The following is a 20973-nucleotide window of genomic DNA, read 5'->3' on the forward strand; positions in this document are numbered from 1 at the left end:
AATTTTGCAACATGAACCGAATTAATTGGATAGATTGGGCAAAAGCATTCTGCATGACGGTAGTGGTATTCTGCCACCTACCCCAACAAGAAGATACCTTTCATCTACAGTTTTTGGCATCAGTCATCCTATCCACGTTTTTCTTTGTATCCGGCTATCTGAAGAAGAAAAACCTATCAGTTAAAGAGTCAGCCAAGAAATACGGCTATGCACTCTTGATACCTTATATTATATATAATGTAATATATTACCCCTATTGGCTAGCCAAATTCTACATAGAGCATGGCGGCATAACCTGCGGGGATGCCGTAAAGCCTATTGTTGGCACTATGCTTGGTCAGCTAAACAGCAGTTTCTCCTGCGAGCTCAACGGAGTAACATGGTTCCTGATTGCACTGTTCCTCATGCACATCCTGACAGATGTACTCAATAAGAACAAACACGGCAAAACCATCATGCTGATACTTTCCGTCATCACCATGATCCTCTATGGCGCCAACAAGCACTACCATTATGCCCCATACATCACCTACCACGGACTCATCCGCTGCCTATGTTTCTTCTTTCTAGGCAATCTCTACCGACAATGGGGCAAACTAAAACACCAGCAACTCCGAAAAGACCTACTAATCGGCACAACCGCCCTACTCGCCAGCCTCATCTTATTCTACTGGCACATCAACGAGAGCAATTTCATCCTCCACATCATATTATATTATGTGGTAAACTTCGTATCAGTATATGCATTCATCTACTTATCAAAATCGCTCAACCACATCAAGAGCCGCACCATCACCCTCATCTCCATCGGCACCATGCTCATCTTCGGCCTCCACCGAATAATGATTGGCGTAATAGATTTTGGAATCGAGAAGTTTCTCCATCACCCAAACATCCAGTATGATTGGATCGAATGCCTTATCATAGCTCTCATGATAGAAATGGTGCTTTTACCCATCACCATCTACCGAAGAAAATACTCTATTCTTTTCGGCAAAGACTCTCATATTCAAACAAAAAAAGTATCGGAGGATTGAACAATATGAAATAAGAATTATCGACTATTACCTGTAGCTTTTATTGCCAGGTCACGAACAAACGACCTAATATAATACCTTACCCAAGAAATATTATCAACCTCAGGTTCATCAGCAATTTTTAATATGGGCAACTCAAGTCGTTTCAACTTGTTTGTTTTAATATACAAATTCAGCAATCTCTCAGCTAAATATCCATATATGCGCTTTTGGAAAGGAGGATAATGACTTATATCTACTCTATCCTCAATGGCTTGCAACAATGGAAATAACCATTTACAATAACTATCAAACTGCTTCCAATTCATAATAAACATGTTATATGGTGAAAACAGATTACTTTCTACAAGGTACTTCCAAAAGCCTTGATAATACTCAGGCGATAATGTTTCACGAATAACATCACCCATAACTTTGAAATCCGGACTATAATGACCTTCACAATACTGCAAATATAGAGAAGTATGTAAATGAACAGGTTTGGCAACGATACAAGTCCCCTGCTCTAAATAAGACTTTATTTTAGAATTAATCTCTAGATTAAGTGAATCAAACAAGCTTGTACCAATTGTTGTTGAAGGAAAGACCATACGCCCGATATGGTTAAAATCAAAATATCGACGATAATGACATAATCCAATATAATCTACATCTTTTAAATTCTTCCATGCCCAATACATGCCAGTCAATTCACAATAACTGTCATTCTTCTCACTTATGTTTATACCCTCATTATCACCTTGCATATTAAGCGTGGTATTAGATATTGCCCTACCTACTTGAATAGGAAGATAGACATCAGACGACTTGAAAATATCATTTTTATGGCAACAAACAAGAATTTTAATTTTCATAACAGCAAATATTATTAAAATATATTAGGACGATACCAAAATGAAAGTAACTACTTCGCAATATACAATTCGACATTATATACTGGAATACACATATATATCAACGGATTCATCATAAGCTTCTATTTTTTTTGCAAAAATAAACATTTTTCTTCATCAATCCAAAATTATATCACTTTTTTATTTCTTATTTCTTCAAATAGCAACTTCCATTGTGGCATTATGGAAGAAGGAGCGTACCTAGATATAGAAATTCGCCCAGCCTTTCCCATTATCTGCCTCTTGCCGATAGACCCCATCAACATTAATACCTTTTCAACATACCCATCAATATCTTCTTTAGAAACTATATAGCCATTGATGCCATCAGAAATAATTGCAGAAGGCCCATATGGACAATCAAAAGCCACAACAGGAAGCCCGCAGCTCATGGCTTCTATTAAAACTAAGCCAAATGGTTCAAACAAAGAAGTAGACAACAACATCGAACATTCAGCATAGCATTTCCAAATATTGTCAGTCGGCTTATGTACAATAATTCCACCAACCTCCTCTGCAAGTTTCTTCACTTCATCTTCCAGATCACCTTCACCATAGATATGCAAAATCCAATCTTTATCACGTTGACGAATCTTAGACCAAATACTAATAACAGTTAACGGGGCTTTTTGATAATCAAGCCGCCCCACAAAAATAGCACTTTTATTATTCAATAACGCTCTCTCACCACCAAATACAAATATAAAATTGGGAATTACGACGACTTTAGGATGTACTTTACGCCATTCAACACCATCTGCTTCAGTCAATGAAACTAGACAATCTACAGAAGACAATGTTTTTAGAAACATATACTTTCTAAACTTCTTCAACAACCAATAATTACCATATTCAATTGTACGGGAAAATATTGAGTGAGATTCCACAACTAGTGGTATTACACCTTTAACCCTAACGATTGAATTAATATCATCAGCTGTAGTACAAACAACAACATCGGGATTAATATCCATTATTCGTCTATGAAGCCTATCTCTATATTTTTTTTTCATCATAAACGACACCCAAATCCGGCGTATAATATTATAATTGTATTGACGATAAAAACATATTCCCAAATCTTCCACTTTAACATCTTCATCAAGATGATAAGGTATAGCATGATTACTTTGATCAGTTGTTATCATCCACACACTATATCCATATACAGATGATAAGTAATTCATCTTGTCAACAAGAATCCTTTCAATACCACCAAACACAGCTAATGAACGAAACAGATACAATATTTTCATTACAGACACCAAAAAACTTCATCAAATCAGGTTAACGAATTATTGAATCAAACAATTCTACCCATTCCTTCATTATTAAATCTTTCTTGTACTTAGCTGACGAATGGCGAGCTTTATCCCCCATCAACAAACGTGCTTCATTATGGTTAATTAACCAAAGTATAGACTCTGCTAATTCTGCAGTATCCCCATTTGTCACAAGAATTCCATTTTCACCATTTGTTATTGCATCTTCTGGTCCATATTTACATCTAAAAGCGACACACGGCAATGAACATGACATAGCTTCATTCAATACGAGAGGATACCCTTCATATCTAGAACTCAAGACTAAAATATCACTTTTACAGTATTCACGATAGATATCTGAAGTTGACGGATATATGGAAACACGAGATTCCATATGATAATTAGATATCATATTCAACAATTTTTCTTTATCACTTCCATCTCCAAAGATATCAACGTTCCATTTAGGACACTTATTAGCAATTTTCGAAAAAGCCTCTATCAGTAAATCAAAACCTTTTTGTTCATTCAGTCTACCGACAGCTATTATTCTATGAATATTTTCACTCTGTCGAGTTACATTTTTTTCAGGATAAAAAGTAATGGGATTAGGAATAACCAATACACTCTTAATATACCTTTCCCAATCATTTGCATCACCTTTAGTCAAAGCAACGAGTTGGTCAAATTTGCTAACTCTTTTGAGAAAATAGGCATCATATACTTTAGCAAAAAAACGCAACAGTGAATAACTTGGAAAATCTCCAGTTTTTTTAGCCTTATAACATGCTATATGAGATTCCAGCACTTTTTTTGCATTGGTCTTTACTTTAGTTATTAAATCAAGAAGTTTAAGTTGATAGGTTGTTGTTATAATTATGTCTGGGCGAAAAAAATCCACTTGTTTCTGGAGATTATCAACAAATCGTTTTCGGAGACGCAAAAACTGTGTAAAACGCTTTAATTCTGGCAAACTTGACAATTTAAAAAAACGAGCATCTAAATCACTCCTCTTTATAGAAGGATGTAAAGTAAAAGCATCAGGATGATTACCCTGTTCATAAGTTACAAGCATGATATCATAGCCGTGTTCAGCTAACCAGTTCATTTTGTCACTTAATACACGTTCTACACCAGCTTTGGCCGCAAATGATTTTGTTATATATAATAGTTTCATAGCAATCTTTAATTAAGATTCCAACAACCTACTTATTAGCAATCAAATTATCTTCACTATCTTCATAATAATCCTTTTTAATGAATATACGTGAAAGACCTTTTCCTTGAATCTTAACATGTTGTACAAAACTCTGCCACATGGATTGATTGCCAATAGTTCCATAGCCAGTTATTGCACGACAACGGCTGTCGTGAACAAATTTGATTTTTCCATACTTCTTCAAAGACAAAGCCATCGATCCATCTTCACCTCGAATGATATCGACTCGGTATTCTTCTTGGCGACCGAAATTTGCATTATAGGCGAAAACAAGTCCACGAACACTCAACTCGGGACGTTTAAAATGCTGTATCCAAAGAAACAGGTCGCGACACATTTCAAAAAGCTTAAGTCCCAACTTACTATGATTAGTATCGGGAAAATAACTCCAAGTTGCAGAAACAGCAACAACTCCAGGTTTCATTAACTGGTCAAGCATCAACTCGTAATACATTGGTGGATAAATTGTGTCGCTATCAACATCAAAATAAAATTTTCCTTTAGAATGTTGCAACCCACAACGACGAGCATATCCACAAGAATGTTGGTATTCTGTATAATAAGGAATACCAGACTTCACGAAAATTTCAGCAGTACGATCTTTAGAGTCGTTATCCACACCTATTATTTCTACAGGATATTTACACTTTATCTCACTAATAGCCCATAAACAGGCTTGCAAATGTGTTTCCTCATTATACGCAATAACAACAATCGAAGCTATAGGTTTATCACTCTGCAAAGCCGCCAGTCTTCGGCGAGTGCCATCTATGACATCTTGAGAAACCTCGCTAAACGGTTTCCCATATATACTAAGATATTTATCGTACCAGTTGGACATAAGCAACACTTCTCTGTTTTGATGGCGAAGATAAGCATTTTCAACCAAACCACCAAATTTTATATCAACTTTTTAAGTTTTCCAACACACCAGATAAAGCGAACACACCAAAAAGCAGGTAATTTACCTACAACAAAAAGAATAATGTTCTTTATACGAGACTGACGAAACTTACAGACTTGACGAAAGTCTGCTGGGTGTTTCATCAAAGACTTAATTTCTCCATCCTGTACATAAGGGACTATATCGTTCCTACGTTTAAGAATATTGCAAGCTATATAGAAATCGGTCATCGCAATAGTGTAACACCGATTGGGATAATAAATTTTATTAGATAAAAGAGAAGATGTTTTTTTAAGGGTATCGATTGCTCGGACATTCTGCCAAACTTCATGCTTAGATATTGTATTACGATGCTGATAATGAGAAAGCGAATTGGGCCTACAAATGTAACTGTATGTAACATCAGATAACAAAACTGCACGTGAAATATAAGTCACCAAATCGAAGGTAAAAACCATATCTTCCCAATAGTTTGCATCAATAAAACGAAGATGATTATCACGAAGAATATCTATCTTTACCAAAAAATTACATGACGAAGCTTGGATACCTGCATATTTTCGATAGGCAAAAGTTGCCAACTCATCTTTATGAGCGAAATGCACGTCAGAATACTGATAAAGCCCTTTGTTCCCTGACAATTCTATCTTCTCATAAGACCCAAATACTATTTCTGCATCATACGAACCTACACGAGACATCAATAGTTCAATCGCATTCTCTGTTATTACATCATCGGAATCCATGAAATACAGGAATCGTCCTCTTGCACGGTCGATAATTTGATTACGAGATGCAGAAACACCAAGATTCTCTTGATGGCATATCAAATGTATATCATTTCCTCTAGGGTGAGTACGTTTAATCTCGTGAACTATATCCAAAGATCCGTCACATCCAGCATCATCTACAACCAGAAATTCTATAGATGAATAAGTTTGAGAAAGTGCAGACTCCAAAGACCTGCGGATATAATCAGCAGATTTATAAACAGGAATGCCTATAGTTACTTCATATCCCATCTTTTTGCATCAATTCATCAAATAATTGTTTCCATTGTTTTCCAACAGATTCAATTTGATAACATTGAGACTTATTACGCCCCTTTTCGCCCATCGCCTTCCGTAAATCTACATCATTTATTAATTGAATCAAACGATTTGCAAACTTTTCTATATCAAATGTAGGAATCAAGAAGCCTTCTTCACCATCAGTAATAATAGAGCGAGGACCATTTTCGCAATCAAAAGATATAATAGGTAAGCCACATGCCATGGCTTCAACTATTACTAATCCAAAACCTTCGGTCCTAGAGGGCTGAACCAAAATTGAGCTCTTTAAGTATTCCTCTTCAACATCTACGACACTACTATGAAGATAACAGCGTCTTTTATCGATTGACAAATCATCCATCAACTTCACATATGGTGTAGGATCCCCCATAGCATAAACATCAAGCTGCCAGTCTATACAGTTTTTCTCTACTACAGACCAAATTTTTAACAGAATATCATATCCTTTTTCATAAGAATAACGCCCTATTGTAATGACCCGCTTTGCTGTTAATGAACTAGAGCAACAAATCTTTAGCGATAACGGATCAGGAATCATTCTAATATTTGAAAGTTCTGGCCATTCGAAAACGGCATCATTCGTCAGAACAACCATTCTATCAAGTTTCTTTAGGCTATCAACAACACGATCCTTCCACCAACGAAAAAAATAAATTTCATAAAATTTTGAAAAACGAGCATCAATCTTTCTATAGTTCGTCCTACTTAAATGCTGTTCACCAATCTTTTTACTACCATCATTAACATCGTTAATAAAATTTATTTCCCTACGTAAAGTTGTTATCGTAATATCTGGCTGAATTCTTAACAATTCATTTGACAATCTCTTTCTATACTTTCGCTGTTTCCTCAGATATAGGAGAATCTTCTTAAAAAGTGAAATATTCCACAACTCTTCAAAATTGAGCCCCAGATTAATTACTTTAACCTTTTTTGATAGAGAGAAAAAAGAATTGCCATTTTTGCCTTCGGTTACGATGATTGTCACATCATAACCTAAAACATCGGCAAAATAATTGGCTTTAACAGAAACGACACGTTCTGTGCCTCCCGCAGAGTACAATGCCGGAGTACAATAAACTATCTTGTATTTTTCGTTTCTCATCTATGATTTTTATTCATTTACGATGCAAAAATACATATTTAAACTGAAAAACACAAAAAAAGTTCATATAAATTTGGTTATTATTAAAAATATGCCTATCTTAGCCGAGATTTTGAAAACGAAATAAATGAAAAAAGCTCTGTTTCTAATATTTCATGGTTTCGACCCTAATAATGGTATCAGTAAAAAGATATCATATCAGGTTGATGCCCTCAAAAAGTGCGGAATAGATGTTCATCTGTGTTATATGGATGAAAAGAACACAAAAAAAAGAATTATAGATGGAGAAGTTATTGCTGATTATGGAAATGGCATATTAAGCAAAATACTAAAAAGAACCGACTTCTCTGCTATTTCAAATTATGTCAAAGAAAACAAAATAGACCTAGTATACATCCGATCAAACCACAACGCGAACCTGTTTACGATAAACATGGTTAAGAAGATGAAAGCATTTGGAGCAAAAGTCGTAATGGAAATACCGACATACCCTTATGACGACGAATATAAAGCGCAAGACATAAGTAGACAGATTTTTCAAGATAAGATCTTCAGATATCAACTTGCCAAGCAATTGGATGCTGTAGTCACATTCTCAGATTACGATATCATTTTCGGTCAACGCACGATTAAAATTTCCAACGGGATTGACTTTGATAGTGTAAAAATGAAAAAAACAATCAATGACACGACAAAAGAATTGAATTTAATTGGTGTGGCAGAGATTCACGAATGGCATGGATTTGATAGACTCATTAAAGGGCTTGCTGAATATTATTCAAAACCACAGGATTATTTAGTAAAGTTTCATGTAGTAGGATATTTCTTCTCAAAAGAAATTGAAGATGAATTCAGAAAGATTATCTCAGATAATCACATGGAGAATTATGTGATACTATATGGTAAAAAGCATGGAACAGAACTAGACAATCTCTTTGATAGATGTGATTTTGGCATTGGAAGCCTTGGTCGACATCGCGTTGGAATCGACAAAATTAAGACATTAAAGAATAGAGAATATGCTGCAAGAGGTATTCCTTTTATGTATTCTGAAACAGATAATGATTTCGACACCCAACCATATGTATTTAAAACACCTGCAGATGAATCACCTATAGATATTCAACAAATTGTTGATTTTTATAGGCAGTTTGTTATCCAACCTAAAGAAATCAGAGAATCAATTAAACACTTATCATGGTATAAACAAATGAAGTTCGTCTTAGAAGATATTTTTCCAAAAAAAAGATCAGATAACACAATCCGGCTTGCATATTGTATACCATCCCTAAACAGAGCTTCTGGAATGGAAAGGGTACTGACAGAAAAAGTTAATTATTTATCTGACCGATTAGGATATGACATCACTATTATCACTACAGACAATAAAGGAATCAAACCATTTTTTCCTCTGTCAAATAAAGTAAAAATAATCCAACTAGATGTAAACATAGACGAACTATGGAGATACTCTATTGGGAAACGTTTATTTTATTATCTCATTAAACAAAACGAATATCACCACAAGTTAGAAATAACACTAAGGCATCTCCAACCAGACATCACAATCTCTCTTTTAAGAAGAGAAATCAACTTTATTAATGACATAAAAGACGGAAGTAAGAAAATAGGTGAGATTCATTTCGGGCGATACAAATATAGAGAAATAAACATAAAAATTCTTCCAAATTTTATAAACAAAGGATTGTCTTTCTTGTGGATGAGACAACTAGACAATAAAATTAAAAAATTGGACAGATTCATTGTACTCACGAATGAAGATGCTTCATACTGGAAAGGAATAGACAACATTTCCGTAATTCCAAACCCGATAACAATTCATGAAGAAGTAACAAAACATAGCAATGCCAAACGAGTCATCGCCGTAGGCAGATACACATACCAAAAAGGATTTGACATGCTCATTGATGCATGGAAGCTGGTACACTCAAAGCATCCAGACTGGACCTTAAACATTTACGGTCCAGGTAATAAAGAATCCTACGAACAACTTATAATAAAGAATAATCTTTCTTCAAGCATAACTTGCTATGGAGCTACAAACAATATCATAAAGGAATACGAAGAAAGTTCTATATTTGTATTCAGTTCTAGATACGAGGGATTCGGTCTTGTCCTAGCTGAGGCTATGTCAGTTGGTCTACCATGTGTATCATTCTCTTGTCCTTGTGGACCGCGCGACATTATTCATGATGGTGAAGACGGCATATTATGCGAGAATGGCAATTCAACTATGCTCGCAGAGGGTATTTGTAAGCTAATTGAAGACCCTATATTAAGGAATGAGATGAGCAAACTGGCGAAAAAAAATATTCAGAGGTACAATATAGACAATATCATGGAATTATGGCATCGATTATTCACTAACATCATTTCTGGAAAAATATAGTTTATTATGTAATCACTAGTGTTCAAAAAATATTTCCAGAACGCTAAATTAATACTTACTAATCAACAAAACACTTCGATTTAAAACTTCCCGATTTGATTTTGTATCTTTGTACTGTCTCACATATTTGAAGACTTTATTTTAATATACTATTATTTTCCAAACACCGGTCATAAAGATTGATAAAAATGCTGCCAAAAAGAAATAATTCTTTCAGGCTTATACTTCAAAATGGCTACACGAGCATTTCGCCCCATTTTCATACGTTCATCATTATGCTCTATCATAAAGCATATTGACAGAGCCAATTTCTTAACGTCGTAAGGCGGAACCAAAATGCCAGTCTCTCCATCAGTAACTATCGAACGAGGCCCATAATTACAATCAAATGAAACAATTGGCAAGCCACATGACATAGCTTCTATCAACACCAAGCCAAAGGACTCAAAACGAGAAGACATTACATAAAAATCGCTCTCGACATATTTTGAATAGACTTCATTTGTTGCAGGATGCAAATATACATTTTGCATACGACTATCATCTATTATATGTAGAAGCCGTCCGTAGTCGCCCATATCACCATCATGACTGCCATAAATATGAAGTGACCAGTCTGGATGTTTACCCTCTACTATTTTCCAAGCCTCCATCAACAAATCATATCCTTTCTGGTAGGCATAGCGACCAACGCTGATGATTTGATTATGAGTAATTGTATGTTCTGGAAGATCTTCCGGATATGAAACAAGCATATTTGGAATAAAGACAACTTTATCACCTAAATGCCATTTAACTCTCTCATCCTTTGTCAAGACAACGATTCTATCAAATTTGCCGATGATACGGATTAGTTTTTGTTTAAGACTTCGTTCTCTATTTCGTCTATATCTATTCTCAATCTTCTCTAAATCTTCGAAATAAGCAGAAAGACCACAATGACACTCAACAACCTTTACAACATTGTTTTTTAAGGAAAGCACAGCCTCTAAATCAGCTAAATGCATATCAACACATGTCACAACATCAGGATTTATCCTTTCAACACAATGACGAAATAATCGTATGAATATTTTACGAGAGACATATCTATCAAAATATTGAAATAAACCATGGTAAGAACAACGCTCGATGTATCTCGTGGCTAAATCAACATAATGAACTTTATCGGATATAGGGAAGGAGAAAGGGGCGCCGTATTGATTGTATGTGATCAAATAGACCTTGTACATACCACTTTCCGCCAACAGACTTAACCGTTGGGACAACACACGTTCGACACCATTAGTCGACTTCATGTTATTGCATAGAAAAGCTAACTTCATCAAAGCTTTATCCTCCCTATAGTTGTCCAAACAACCCCATCACTTTCTCCATAATTGGAGCCATGTCGTAATATTTGTATTCGGCCAAGTGACCACCCAGAATCAGATTGGGATCCTGATCTGCCATATCCTTGTATCGTTGATAGAGCGACATATTCTTATCGTCGTTTACGCTGTAATATGGTTCCATTCCATCCTGCCATTCAGTGGAATATTCGCGAGAAACAACCGTCTTGGGACACTTGTAAACATCATCGCCAAACATTTCAAAATGTTTGTGCTCGATGATGCGGGTATATGGAACCTCGGCATCGGTAAAGTTCATTACGGCATTACCTTGATAATTAGGTGTATCGAGGATTTCCTCTTCGAAACGAACAGTACGATATTCTAATTTACCAAATTGGTAATCAAAGTACTCATCAAGTTTACCTGTGTACAGTATCTTATCAGCAATCTGCTCCCAATGCTGACGATTATCAAAGAAATCAACATTAAGCTTTACATCAACACCTTCTAGTAGGCCATCGACGAGTTTATTATAGCCACCGATGGGAATACCTTGGAAGCGATCGTTGAAATAGTTATTATCATGAACGAATCGTACAGGCAAGCGTTTGATAATAAAGGCTGGCAGTTCGCTACATTTGCGTCCCCATTGTTTTTCGGTATATCCTTTGATTAGGATTTCGTAAATATCCTTACCTATTAGTAACTGTGCCTGTTCTTCCAAGTTTCTTGGTTCCGTGGCGCCATCGGCTTTCATCTTTTCAAGCGCTTCCTGACGTTGCTCTTCTATCTTGGCCTGAGCCTCTGCAGGTGTGAGCACGCCCCACATCTGATAGAAGGTATTCATATTAAATGGCAGGTTATACTGTTTACCTTTATAGTTGGCTATGGGCGAATTGGTATAGCGATTAAATTCGACGATAGAGTTAGCAAAATCCCATACTTTCTTATTGGATGTATGGAAAATATGCGCACCATACTTGTGGACATTGATGCCCTCGATGTTCTCGCAATAAATATTGCCACCAAGATGATTACGTTTATCAATCACCAAACAACGTTTACCTTGGCGATGAGCCATGCATGCAAAAGTTGCACCGTATATGCCTGCTCCAACTATCAGATAATCGTATTCCTTTGCCATAATAATACTGATTTTTGTGCAAATATAGGATAAAATTTGGAATAATCCAAAATATTTCGTACTTTTGTAAACGTAATAAGGCTTTTTTGTAGATATATGAAAAAAATCTGCTTTGTTGTTGATAGCATTTTCAGTATTGGCGGGGTGCAAAGAGTAACAGCCGTGATTGCCAAGGAATTGGCAAAGGATTATGATGTAAACATTGTAACCTTTGACAAACCAGAGCAAAAGAATACCACACTCTATCATCTTAACGAAGTAAATATTAACTACAGATTTTTTGCATATCCACAGGTTGGAAAAATCAAGACTCTTATCTGCAAAGCATTTAGTGGTTTGTATTTAAAACTGCAACCCGCAACCCAATGGTGTTCTGACTTGTACGCCCGCAGTTCATACCCCTCAGAATTAAGGAAAGCACTTTTAGCAGAACTTCGCCTAGGAGAATATGATGTCATCATTGGCGTGCATGCCCCCTTAGCAGCCAGACTGGCCACACTTAGAAAGGATTTACCAAACACCAAACTGATTGGTTGGTTGCACAATTCGTTTGAGGCCTTGTTTGGTAAGGATTCACATTATTATATTGGTCCCAAAAGACGAAAGCATTATATCTATCAGTTCAGAAAACTAGATGACGTGGTTGTACTCTGCCAAGATGATGCCAACAGATTTAATGAATGCGACAAACATTTTACACCTACCGTTATCTATAACCCATTGACTTTGAAACAAGGTGAGACAGCGACAGGTGAAAGCAAAAAGTTTCTGACCATCGGTCGTTTTACGCCGCTGCATAAGGGAATAGACATCCTGATAAAGGCTTTCAACCTGTTTGCAAAGAAAAACAACGAATGGCACTTAGATATCGTTGGTGAAGGCAGTGAGGAAAGGACATTCAAAGATCTGATAATAAAATATCAATTAGAAGACCGAATAACCATCCATCCTTTTACTAACCAGATACAAGAGTACTATAGCCATGCTCAGACATATGTGCTCAGTTCGAGATGGGAAGGCATGCCTTTGGTTTTGGTAGAAGCGATGGCACACGGGCTGCCCATTATCTCGTCGGACTTACCCGTAAGTAAAGAGATTATGGGCGATTTCGGCATGTACTTTAAGAATGGCGACATAGAGGATTTGGCACAGCGAATGGAAGAGGCCACCCATATAGATTGGCAGAAAAAATCGAAAGAAGCCATAGCTGTTGCGCATCAATTTGATATTAAAAATATCATTACGCAGTGGAAGCAACTGATAGAATGAGCAATTTTTCGGAGAAATAAAGCATAAAATTTGGAATAATCCAAAAATATTTGTACTTTTGTCAACGATAATTTGGCTGATTATACATGTATGAAGAGAATATGTTTTATAACAGATAGTATTTTTAAGTCGGGCGGCATGCAGAGAGTGACTGCCGTGATTGCCGAGGAGCTATCAAAACAATATGATGTAACCATCGTAAGTTTTGAAGAACCGGAGCAAGAAGACTTATCGATGTATGGGTTGAAAGACTATCCCGTGAAGATTGTGTTTACCCATTTTCGTAAAACCGAAAAATGGAAAAGCATGTTATACAACGCATACAGCTATCTGTATAAAAACGCTCTGCCAAAAACAGCCATCACCTCTGATTTATATGCGCACAGCTCTTTTCCCAGAGAGATGCGAGAAGCTGTTGTAAAAATACTAAAAGAAGGCCAATTCGACACGATTATTGCAGTAAACTCATATCTCTCCATGCGACTGGCAACCATCAAGAGAGACTTAGGTGGTGTAAAAGCTATCGGCTGGATATACAACTCGTTTAACGCTTTCCTGAGAGAAGCATCGCCTTACTTAGGTACTGAGCTAAAATACCACTATGGTAGACAGTTACAGAAGCTGGACGAGACCGTGCTGTTGTACCTGCAGGATTCGGAGATGTACTATCATGCCTACGGATTCTCACCATTTGTGATTCCAAATCCACTGACACTGAAACCAGGCGCTCCATCAACAGAAAAGAATAAACGATTCTTAGCAGTAGGAAGATTAACCCCAAAACATAAGGGATTCGACCTGCTGATAAAAGCCTTCGACAAGTTTGCTCAGCGCAATTCCGACTGGTATCTGGATATTGTAGGAGATGGACCAGAGAAAGAGGCACTGAACAAGATGATTGAGAATCGCTATCTGACGAAAAGAATAAAGATACATCCCTTTACTGAGAACATCCAGATGTTCTATTCGCAGGCCAGCATCTATGTATCAAGTTCGAGATGGAAAGACTTCGGATTGGTATTAGTACAGGCAATGGCACACGGACTGCCAGTGATTTCGTCGGACCTACCATCGAGCAAAGAGATACTGGGCGATTTCGGCATGTACTTTAAGAATGGTGATGTGGACGATCTTGCCAAACGACTGGAGGAAGCCACTTACATGGATTGGCAGTTAAAATCGAACGAGGCAATTATGATATCGCAACGTTTCAATGCGAACGTGATTGCAGAGCAATGGAAGACGCTGATAGAAAGTGATGGACAACGAAACCGTAAGAGCTAATTTAAAAAATAGTCCCAAGCTTAAAAAGCTGATTGATTGGGTGATTATGAACCAGGTGCAGACAAGACCACGCTGGTTTGTAAGATTATTGGCTCCATTATACCAGCACCGAGGTAAACACTCGGTGATTCACCGTTCGGCCAGAATGGACACTCCACCCTACCGAAAATTCTCACTTGGCAATTATTCGGTGGTGGAATCGTTTGCTTGCATCAACAATGCTGTGGGCGATGTGCTGATTGGCGATTACACTAGAATAGGTCTACACAATACGATTATCGGTCCGGTAAAGATTGGTCACCATGTAAACTTAGCGCAAGGCATTACCGTAACAGCATTGAACCACAATTTTGACGACACCAACAAACGGATAGACGATCAAGGTGTAAGCACCAATGCCGTAACCATCGAGGATGACGTATGGATTGGTGCGAATGCCGTGATATTGCCAGGCGTTACGATTGGTAACCATTGCGTAGTAGCAGCAGGTGCAGTAGTAACCAAGAATGTACCACCCCACTCGCTTGTAGCAGGGGTACCAGCAAAAGTCATCAAGCAGATATGAGAATAGGTATCGAAGCACAAAGAGTGTTCCGCCGTAACAAGCACGGTATGGACTATGTGGTTCTGCAAGAGATTAAAGAGCTACAGCAGATAGACACGCAGAACGAATACTTTGTGTTTGTGGCACCAGGTATTGACCGATGCCTGAAGGATACCAAAAACGTACATATCATCGTTATCGGCGAAAGTTTCTACCCTGTTTGGGAACAAATAACCCTGCCAAGAGCCGTCAAGAAATACAATCTTGACTTACTGCACTGCACCAGTAACACAGCGCCGATATTCTGCGACGTTCCATTGATACTGACGCTGCACGACATTATCTTCCTAGAACCAAGAGATAAGAACAACAAGTCTATCTATCAGAACCTAGGATGGCTGTACAGACGTAAGGTGGTGCCTAAGATTCTGCAGAAATGTCGTCGCATCATCACAGTGTCGAACTTCGAGAAACAAAATATCATTAACAAACTGCACATCCCCGAAGAGCGGATGGCGATGATTTATAATGGCTATAACGACTGGTTCAAGCCTTTAAGGGATGTGGCTGATATCTACCAATCGTATATCGAAAAGCCCGGTTATTTCTTCTTCCTAGGTAACACCGACCCCAAGAAGAATACAGAGCGTACACTGATAGCTTATTCGAAATACCTGAAAGAATCGACCGTAAGACGTAAGTTGCTGATGGCAGATTTAGACCAAAGCTACCTGAATGGCATTATTGAACGAAACAACATTGAGAACATCAGACCGTATATCGTGATGCCAGGTTATATCGTAAACAGCGATCTGCCTTACATCTATAACAGTGCCTTTGCCTTTCTGTACACCTCGCTCAGAGAGAGTTTCGGTATTCCACTCCTTGAGGCGATGGCCTGCGGCACACCCGTGATTACTTCGAACACCTCGTCGATGCCAGAGATTGGTGGCAGCGAGGCTATCCTCATCAACCCAGAGAATCCTGATGAGATTGCCGCACAGATGTTACGTCTGGAATACGACGAAGCCTACTATGAGACACAAAAAGAAATAGGACTAAAAAGAGCTGGTTTGTTCTCGTGGCGTAAAACCGCCGAACAACTGCTGAAACTATACGAAACAGTTTACAAAGAACTACCGAATTCCAACATCAGCTGACGAGCATCGGGATTGTTCTGGGTATTTAAACGGTAATACCCGCGACGACCTGTTGACTCGATGAGCGACTGAGGCGACTTGGAATTCTTAAGCAGATACTGCTGCACATATGCACGTATTTCATTGAGATCGGGTGTATAGAAAAAACTCAAGTTCATATTATACACATGCTTGGACACCTGCATAACGCTAATGCCCTTATCACCCACACTTGTAAGTATACTTAATATCTGCTGATCGTATGTCATTATATTCGCTTAAAAAAGGCCGGTAAAAGCGATTACCGACCTTTTTCTATCATTCGTTAAAAGGCTTAAGCCAATGTAACTTTTTCACCATCATTAGCGAGCTTGCCCTCCTTGAAGAGCCAACCCAAACCGAGAAGAGTCTCCTCCTCAGAAATCTTTGCAGCCTTAGCAATCTCCTTTACAGTGAGAGCCTTACCTGCTGCTGCAAGTGCCTGATATACATCACCTGCCTTGAAACCTACATTCTCAGCGTTGATTGCGAGAACTGCCTTTGCAGCTGCCTTAGGAGCTGCGGCCTTCTTTACGGTTGTCTTTTTAGCTGCGGCTGCCTTTGTCTCAGTAGCCTTCTTAGCTGTTGCTTTCTTTTCTGCCATAGTTCTAAAAAATTAATACTCTATTTGAAGTGTTATACTTCTGTTAATTTTCGAATGCAAAAATACCGCTTTTATTCCGGACAACTCGCTGATTTTTAGGCTTTTTTAGCAGAATGTAAATTATTCTTGATGTAGGTCAACCGACGAACGAAGCAAGCGCAGTGAACTTTATTCACTGCCTTGCAAGGAGGAGGTAGAACGCAGTTCAACCTTAAGCTGAAGTTCGTCAAGTTGTTTCTGATCCAACTCACCTGGGGCATCGAGCATCACGTCGCGACCGCTGTTATTCTTGGGGAATGCGATACAATCACGAATGCTATCGAGACCAGCCATGAGGCTGACGAAACGATCGAGACCGAAAGCCAGACCTGCGTGAGGGGGTGCTCCGTACTTAAAGGCATTGATGAGGAATCCGAACTGAGCCATAGCGCGCTCGGGAGTGAAGCCCAGAATCTGGAACATCTTTTCCTGCAACTTGCCATCGTGGATACGCAGTGAACCACCACCAACTTCGACACCATTGCAAACAAAGTCGTAAGCAACGGCACGAACCTTAGCAGGATCGGTATCCAACAGAGGAATATCGTCGGGATTAGGCATTGTGAATGGGTGGTGAGTAGCCATCAGGCGCTGTTCCTCATCGCTCCACTCAAAGAGTGGGAAGTCGACAATCCACAAGCACACGAACTTATCCTTATCGCGCAGTCCGAGACGGTCACCCATCTCCAGACGGAGTGTGCAGAGCTGTACACGAGTCTTATTGGCATTATCGCCGCTAAGAATCAGTACCAGGTCGCCATCCTTGGCACCACATGCCTCCTTAACCTGAGCCCAAACCTCAGGAGTATAGAACTTATCAATAGACGACTTAACAGTACCATCCTCGTTGAACTTAACATATACCAAGCCCTTAGCACCTACCTGAGGACGCTTTACAAACTCGGTGAGCTCATCGAGCTGCTTACGAGAATAGTTTGCGCAGCCTGGAACGCAGATACCACCGATATAAGTTGCCTCATTGAACACAGGGAAAGTACCTGTCCCCTTAAGCTGATCCATGAGCTCAACAAACTCCATGCCGAAACGCAAATCGGGCTTATCGCTACCGAAGCGACGCATAGCCTCGTGCCATGTCATACGCTGGAGTGCAGGCAGCTCGATACCACGAACCTCCTTGAACAGATGACGAGCAAGATCCTCGAAAATCTGGAGCACATCCTCCTGATCAACAAACGACATTTCACAGTCGATCTGAGTAAACTCAGGCTGACGATCAGCACGCAGGTCCTCATCACGGAAACACTTGGCAATCTGGAAGTAACGGTCGAAACCTGATACCATCAGCAACTGCTTCAGGGTCTGTGGTGACTGTGGCAGGGCATAGAACTGACCTGGATTCATACGTGAAGGAACCACGAAGTCGCGAGCACCCTCAGGTGTAGAACCAATCAGGATCGGTGTCTCAACCTCGATAAAGTTCTGAGCATCGAGGAAGTTACGAATCAGGATGGTCATGCGGTGACGCAGTTCGAGATTCTTACGAACAGCAGCACGGCGCAGATCAAGATAGCGATACTTCATACGGATATCATCACCACCGTCGGTGTTATCCTCGATGGTAAATGGAGGTGTGAGACTCTCGCTCAGCACGTTCAGTTCCTTTACCAGAATCTCAATATCACCAGTTGGCATCTTGGGATTCTTACTCTGGCGCTCGCTTACCTCGCCCTTAATCTGAATACAAAATTCACGACCAAGTTTGTTGGCACGCTCGCACAGTTCAGCATCGTCAGCCTCGTTGAAAACAAGCTGAGTCAAGCCATAACGATCGCGAAGATCAACGAAGGTCATACCACCCATCTTACGACTTCGCTGTACCCATCCGGCCAGTGTTACAACACTACCGGCATCCTGGAGCCTAAGCTCTCCACAAGTCTTACTTCTGTACATATTTAATTGCTATTTATTCATTTAAGGTGCAAAATTACATAAAAAATTGATAATAGACAAACATATTTCTTAATTCTTCGTGATTAATTCATATTTTTATAGTAACTTTGCACTGATTTAATCATTTAAACGACAAAAAGATGAAAAAGATTGCATTTATAGCATTGATGCTGGTTTGCGGATTAACAGCCGCATTGGCACAGAAACCTGCTGAAATCAAGTTCGATAAACTGACACATGATTTCGGAAGTTTCTCTGAGAAAAGTCCTGTTGTTACTTACACCTTCACCTATACCAACGTAGGCGAGCAGCCATTGGTTATCAATCAGGCTGTGGCCAGCTGTGGCTGCACCGTACCCGAGTACACCAAGGCTCCTATCAAGCCAGGCGAGAAAGGCGAAATTAAGGTAACCTATAACGGCGCAGGCAAGTTCCCCGGCCATTTCAAGAAGTCGATCACTATCCGCACCAATGGTGTAGTTGAGATGACCCGCCTCTATATTGAGGGAGAAATGACGGAAAACTAAAAGCCGTAAGAGAATCCGATAGAGCTATACTCTTTGAACTGGAGGTAACCCAGGTCGTCGTCCTTCGTACCTGTATCGTCGAAACGAGGGAAGAAGAACAGGTTAGCTGAGATATACTTTGATACACGCAGAGCGAAAGTGTTTTCCCACTCAATCTCTGTACGCTTATACGATGTGAATGCATAGAGGCGCGACTTCCATGTGATCACATCGTTTATTTTCCATGTCACATCAGCAGTGAGCTGCGAACCGAAATCAACCAGCGAATGACGACCTTCCTTCAAGCCATAGCTGGTGGCAAGGTCTAAACGATCAACATAACGGTAGTTGATAGCCAATGGCGACAGGTTGACGGTACCCGACCATTTCTTATCCTTGGTAGCCAGTTTATAATCCATACCAAGACCGAAGTTGAGGTTGAATGGCGACATAAAATCGGAATAGACATTACGATCGTTTGACTTCAAACCCTGTGTAAACTGGCTATAAGCCAGAACCTGCAAGGTATAATACCAATTTTTGGCAGCCTGCAAGCCGACCTTACTGGTGAGACGAATCAGGTCCTCATTCGACTTGAACTTATGAATCGAGTCAGTACGTGAACGCAGGAAACCTAGTTTCATCTCCAACTTATTATCCCACTTCCATTTGTTGCGGTTATCGTAGTTGGCCTCTAAGGTCAACGAACCCACCATCGAGTAGTTACTTTCACCACCCTTATACCAGTTACCACTTACATAGTTCTGCATAAACTGCAGATAGCCATCACCTTTCTTTGTCCAGAAATCGGGCTTCTGAACCAGAATGGTAGTAGGCACATCGTCGGGGGTATCGATAACTGGGCTTTCAACCTTTTCAACCAGTTTTACCTGGTTCTTAATGGGCTGATCCACATCCTTACGAATATTACCGGTTTGCTGAAGTTCCGACTCGGTGGTATTCACCAGATCAGGACGGTTCAGATAAATATGCAACAAGGCTTCGTCGATAGCATCAGCCACAGGGTCCTGACCAGCCGAATCGGGCTGGATTGAAAGTGATTTGTTAGCCACATTATGGTAGAAAGTGACTGGTGCAAACAAACGAAAATAGCGTCCGTCTAATGTATCTTTTGGTTGAGCAGCAGAGGCGCTAAGCGCCCAAAATGCTGCGAATAATAATGCAACTTTTCTCATATCTGGTGCAAAGATACAATTTTTTGCCTATAGTATGCATTCTTTTCGCATTTTTTTC

At 39.2% G+C, this 20973-nt stretch carries 19 protein-coding genes and 1 pseudogene; 8 read left to right on the forward strand and 12 right to left on the reverse strand.

The features are described 5' to 3' along the window. The first annotated feature begins 11 nt into the window (after nucleotides 1-11). Nucleotides 12-1037 carry an acyltransferase family protein gene (locus BLR73_RS03940; RefSeq protein WP_091860103.1) on the forward strand — a complete coding sequence of 342 codons (1026 nt, stop codon included), beginning with the start codon at nucleotides 12-14 and terminating at the stop codon, nucleotides 1035-1037. Nucleotides 1038-1054: 17 nt separating this feature from the next. Here the strand turns inward: BLR73_RS03940 and BLR73_RS03945 are convergent, their stop codons facing one another. From BLR73_RS03945 to BLR73_RS03970, 6 genes are all read right to left on the reverse strand, one after another. After that, on the reverse strand, nucleotides 1055-1891 hold the full coding sequence (locus BLR73_RS03945; RefSeq protein ID WP_091859166.1) for a DUF4422 domain-containing protein: 837 nt from the start codon (nucleotides 1889-1891) through the stop codon (nucleotides 1055-1057). 167 nt (nucleotides 1892-2058) lie between these two features. Then, nucleotides 2059-3186, reverse strand: coding sequence for a glycosyltransferase (locus tag BLR73_RS03950; RefSeq protein ID WP_091859169.1), 1128 nt, complete (start codon nucleotides 3184-3186; stop codon nucleotides 2059-2061). A gap of 31 nt (nucleotides 3187-3217) precedes the next feature. Then, nucleotides 3218-4372: a glycosyltransferase family 4 protein gene (locus BLR73_RS03955; protein ID WP_091859172.1), complete on the reverse strand. Its 1155-nt coding sequence runs from the start codon at nucleotides 4370-4372 to the stop codon at nucleotides 3218-3220. A gap of 28 nt (nucleotides 4373-4400) precedes the next feature. After that, nucleotides 4401-5255, reverse strand: a complete 855-nt coding sequence (locus tag BLR73_RS03960; RefSeq protein ID WP_091859174.1) for a glycosyltransferase family A protein — start codon at nucleotides 5253-5255, stop codon at nucleotides 4401-4403. Nucleotides 5256-5314: 59 nt separating this feature from the next. Continuing rightward, nucleotides 5315-6340 (reverse strand): glycosyltransferase family 2 protein, encoded by a 1026-nt coding sequence (locus BLR73_RS03965; RefSeq protein WP_091859177.1) that lies wholly within the window; start codon nucleotides 6338-6340, stop codon nucleotides 5315-5317. Further along, entirely contained in the window at nucleotides 6330-7496 is a 1167-nt protein-coding gene (locus BLR73_RS03970) for a glycosyltransferase family 4 protein (RefSeq protein ID WP_091859180.1), read from the reverse strand. The genes BLR73_RS03965 and BLR73_RS03970 overlap by 11 nt, the downstream gene beginning before the upstream one ends. Before the next feature lie 127 nt (nucleotides 7497-7623). On the opposite strand from BLR73_RS03970, the pseudogene BLR73_RS14520 reads away from it, so the two are divergent. Together BLR73_RS14520 and BLR73_RS14705 are read left to right on the forward strand one after the other, a co-directional pair. Next, nucleotides 7624-8730, forward strand: a pseudogene (locus tag BLR73_RS14520) (glycosyltransferase family 1 protein); the annotation flags it as partial. Between the two features lie 486 nt (nucleotides 8731-9216). After that, nucleotides 9217-9906 carry a glycosyltransferase family 4 protein gene (locus BLR73_RS14705; RefSeq protein WP_369821135.1) on the forward strand — a complete coding sequence of 230 codons (690 nt, stop codon included), beginning with the start codon at nucleotides 9217-9219 and terminating at the stop codon, nucleotides 9904-9906. A 170-nt stretch (nucleotides 9907-10076) separates the two neighbouring features. On the opposite strand, the gene BLR73_RS03980 is transcribed toward BLR73_RS14705, so the two are convergent. Then, nucleotides 10077-11231 carry a glycosyltransferase family 4 protein gene (locus tag BLR73_RS03980; RefSeq protein ID WP_233456498.1) on the reverse strand — a complete coding sequence of 385 codons (1155 nt, stop codon included), beginning with the start codon at nucleotides 11229-11231 and terminating at the stop codon, nucleotides 10077-10079. A 16-nt stretch (nucleotides 11232-11247) separates the two neighbouring features. Next, nucleotides 11248-12384, reverse strand: coding sequence for a UDP-galactopyranose mutase (gene glf / locus BLR73_RS03985; protein ID WP_091859187.1), 1137 nt, complete (start codon nucleotides 12382-12384; stop codon nucleotides 11248-11250). A gap of 96 nt (nucleotides 12385-12480) precedes the next feature. On the opposite strand from glf, the gene BLR73_RS03990 reads away from it, so the two are divergent. The 4 genes from BLR73_RS03990 (at nucleotide 12481) to BLR73_RS04005 (ending at nucleotide 16641) form a co-directional block, all read left to right on the forward strand. Beyond that, complete coding sequence (locus tag BLR73_RS03990; protein ID WP_091859190.1) at nucleotides 12481-13653, forward strand: glycosyltransferase; 1173 nt, start codon at nucleotides 12481-12483, stop codon at nucleotides 13651-13653. Nucleotides 13654-13743: 90 nt separating this feature from the next. Beyond that, on the forward strand, nucleotides 13744-14937 hold the full coding sequence (locus BLR73_RS03995) for a glycosyltransferase (protein WP_091859193.1): 1194 nt from the start codon (nucleotides 13744-13746) through the stop codon (nucleotides 14935-14937). Continuing rightward, the gene (locus tag BLR73_RS04000; RefSeq protein ID WP_091859196.1) at nucleotides 14912-15502 is read left to right on the forward strand and encodes an acyltransferase; all 591 of its coding nucleotides are present in this window, start codon (nucleotides 14912-14914) and stop codon (nucleotides 15500-15502) included. The genes BLR73_RS03995 and BLR73_RS04000 overlap by 26 nt, the downstream gene beginning before the upstream one ends. Then, nucleotides 15499-16641 (forward strand): glycosyltransferase family 4 protein, encoded by a 1143-nt coding sequence (locus BLR73_RS04005; protein ID WP_091859199.1) that lies wholly within the window; start codon nucleotides 15499-15501, stop codon nucleotides 16639-16641. Before BLR73_RS04000 ends, BLR73_RS04005 begins: the two co-directional genes overlap by 4 nt. Here the strand turns inward: BLR73_RS04005 and BLR73_RS04010 are convergent. The 3 genes from BLR73_RS04010 to aspS form a co-directional block, all read right to left on the reverse strand. Next, nucleotides 16608-16889 carry a hypothetical protein gene (locus tag BLR73_RS04010; protein WP_013063982.1) on the reverse strand — a complete coding sequence of 94 codons (282 nt, stop codon included), beginning with the start codon at nucleotides 16887-16889 and terminating at the stop codon, nucleotides 16608-16610. The genes BLR73_RS04005 and BLR73_RS04010 overlap by 34 nt on opposite strands. A 65-nt stretch (nucleotides 16890-16954) precedes the next feature. After that, a complete protein-coding gene (locus BLR73_RS04015) occupies nucleotides 16955-17263 on the reverse strand; it encodes a winged helix-turn-helix domain-containing protein (protein ID WP_074761430.1) in 309 nt (102 codons plus the stop codon). A 168-nt stretch (nucleotides 17264-17431) separates the two neighbouring features. Next, on the reverse strand, nucleotides 17432-19213 hold the full coding sequence (aspS, locus tag BLR73_RS04020; protein WP_033149919.1) for an aspartate--tRNA ligase: 1782 nt from the start codon (nucleotides 19211-19213) through the stop codon (nucleotides 17432-17434). Nucleotides 19214-19353: 140 nt separating this feature from the next. Here aspS and BLR73_RS04025 point away from each other — a divergent pair, with 140 nt between their 5' ends. After that, the gene (locus BLR73_RS04025; protein ID WP_073044179.1) at nucleotides 19354-19740 is read left to right on the forward strand and encodes a DUF1573 domain-containing protein; all 387 of its coding nucleotides are present in this window, start codon (nucleotides 19354-19356) and stop codon (nucleotides 19738-19740) included. Here BLR73_RS04025 and BLR73_RS04030 read toward each other — a convergent pair. After that, the gene (locus BLR73_RS04030) at nucleotides 19737-20915 is read right to left on the reverse strand and encodes a DUF3078 domain-containing protein (protein ID WP_091859202.1); all 1179 of its coding nucleotides are present in this window, start codon (nucleotides 20913-20915) and stop codon (nucleotides 19737-19739) included. The two genes, BLR73_RS04025 and BLR73_RS04030, sit on opposite strands and share 4 nt — an antisense overlap. Nucleotides 20916-20973: the final 58 nt, after the last annotated feature.

The organism is Prevotella sp. khp1 (assembly GCF_900102205.1).
Lineage (GTDB): Bacteria > Bacteroidota > Bacteroidia > Bacteroidales > Bacteroidaceae > Prevotella > Prevotella ruminicola.

Excerpts from the sequence above, each read along its gene's own strand:
- BLR73_RS03940 (WP_091860103.1), top strand. The coding sequence starts at position 12 with ATGAACCGAATTAATTGGATAGATTGGGCAAAAGCATTCTGCATGACG.
- glf (WP_091859187.1), bottom strand. The coding sequence starts at position 12,384 with ATGGCAAAGGAATACGATTATCTGATAGTTGGAGCAGGCATATACGGT.
- BLR73_RS04010 (WP_013063982.1), bottom strand. The coding sequence starts at position 16,889 with ATGACATACGATCAGCAGATATTAAGTATACTTACAAGTGTGGGTGAT.
- BLR73_RS03980 (WP_233456498.1), bottom strand. The coding sequence starts at position 11,231 with ATGAAGTTAGCTTTTCTATGCAATAACATGAAGTCGACTAATGGTGTC.
- BLR73_RS03960 (WP_091859174.1), bottom strand. The coding sequence starts at position 5,255 with ATGTCCAACTGGTACGATAAATATCTTAGTATATATGGGAAACCGTTT.
- BLR73_RS04025 (WP_073044179.1), top strand. The coding sequence starts at position 19,354 with ATGAAAAAGATTGCATTTATAGCATTGATGCTGGTTTGCGGATTAACA.
- BLR73_RS04015 (WP_074761430.1), bottom strand. The coding sequence starts at position 17,263 with ATGGCAGAAAAGAAAGCAACAGCTAAGAAGGCTACTGAGACAAAGGCA.
- aspS (WP_033149919.1), bottom strand. The coding sequence starts at position 19,213 with ATGTACAGAAGTAAGACTTGTGGAGAGCTTAGGCTCCAGGATGCCGGT.
- BLR73_RS03965 (WP_091859177.1), bottom strand. The coding sequence starts at position 6,340 with ATGGGATATGAAGTAACTATAGGCATTCCTGTTTATAAATCTGCTGAT.
- BLR73_RS03955 (WP_091859172.1), bottom strand. The coding sequence starts at position 4,372 with ATGAAACTATTATATATAACAAAATCATTTGCGGCCAAAGCTGGTGTA.
- BLR73_RS03945 (WP_091859166.1), bottom strand. The coding sequence starts at position 1,891 with ATGAAAATTAAAATTCTTGTTTGTTGCCATAAAAATGATATTTTCAAG.
- BLR73_RS03995 (WP_091859193.1), top strand. The coding sequence starts at position 13,744 with ATGAAGAGAATATGTTTTATAACAGATAGTATTTTTAAGTCGGGCGGC.
- BLR73_RS14705 (WP_369821135.1), top strand. The coding sequence starts at position 9,217 with ATGAGACAACTAGACAATAAAATTAAAAAATTGGACAGATTCATTGTA.
- BLR73_RS03990 (WP_091859190.1), top strand. The coding sequence starts at position 12,481 with ATGAAAAAAATCTGCTTTGTTGTTGATAGCATTTTCAGTATTGGCGGG.
- BLR73_RS04030 (WP_091859202.1), bottom strand. The coding sequence starts at position 20,915 with ATGAGAAAAGTTGCATTATTATTCGCAGCATTTTGGGCGCTTAGCGCC.
- BLR73_RS03970 (WP_091859180.1), bottom strand. The coding sequence starts at position 7,496 with ATGAGAAACGAAAAATACAAGATAGTTTATTGTACTCCGGCATTGTAC.
- BLR73_RS03950 (WP_091859169.1), bottom strand. The coding sequence starts at position 3,186 with ATGAAAATATTGTATCTGTTTCGTTCATTAGCTGTGTTTGGTGGTATT.
- BLR73_RS04005 (WP_091859199.1), top strand. The coding sequence starts at position 15,499 with ATGAGAATAGGTATCGAAGCACAAAGAGTGTTCCGCCGTAACAAGCAC.
- BLR73_RS04000 (WP_091859196.1), top strand. The coding sequence starts at position 14,912 with ATGGACAACGAAACCGTAAGAGCTAATTTAAAAAATAGTCCCAAGCTT.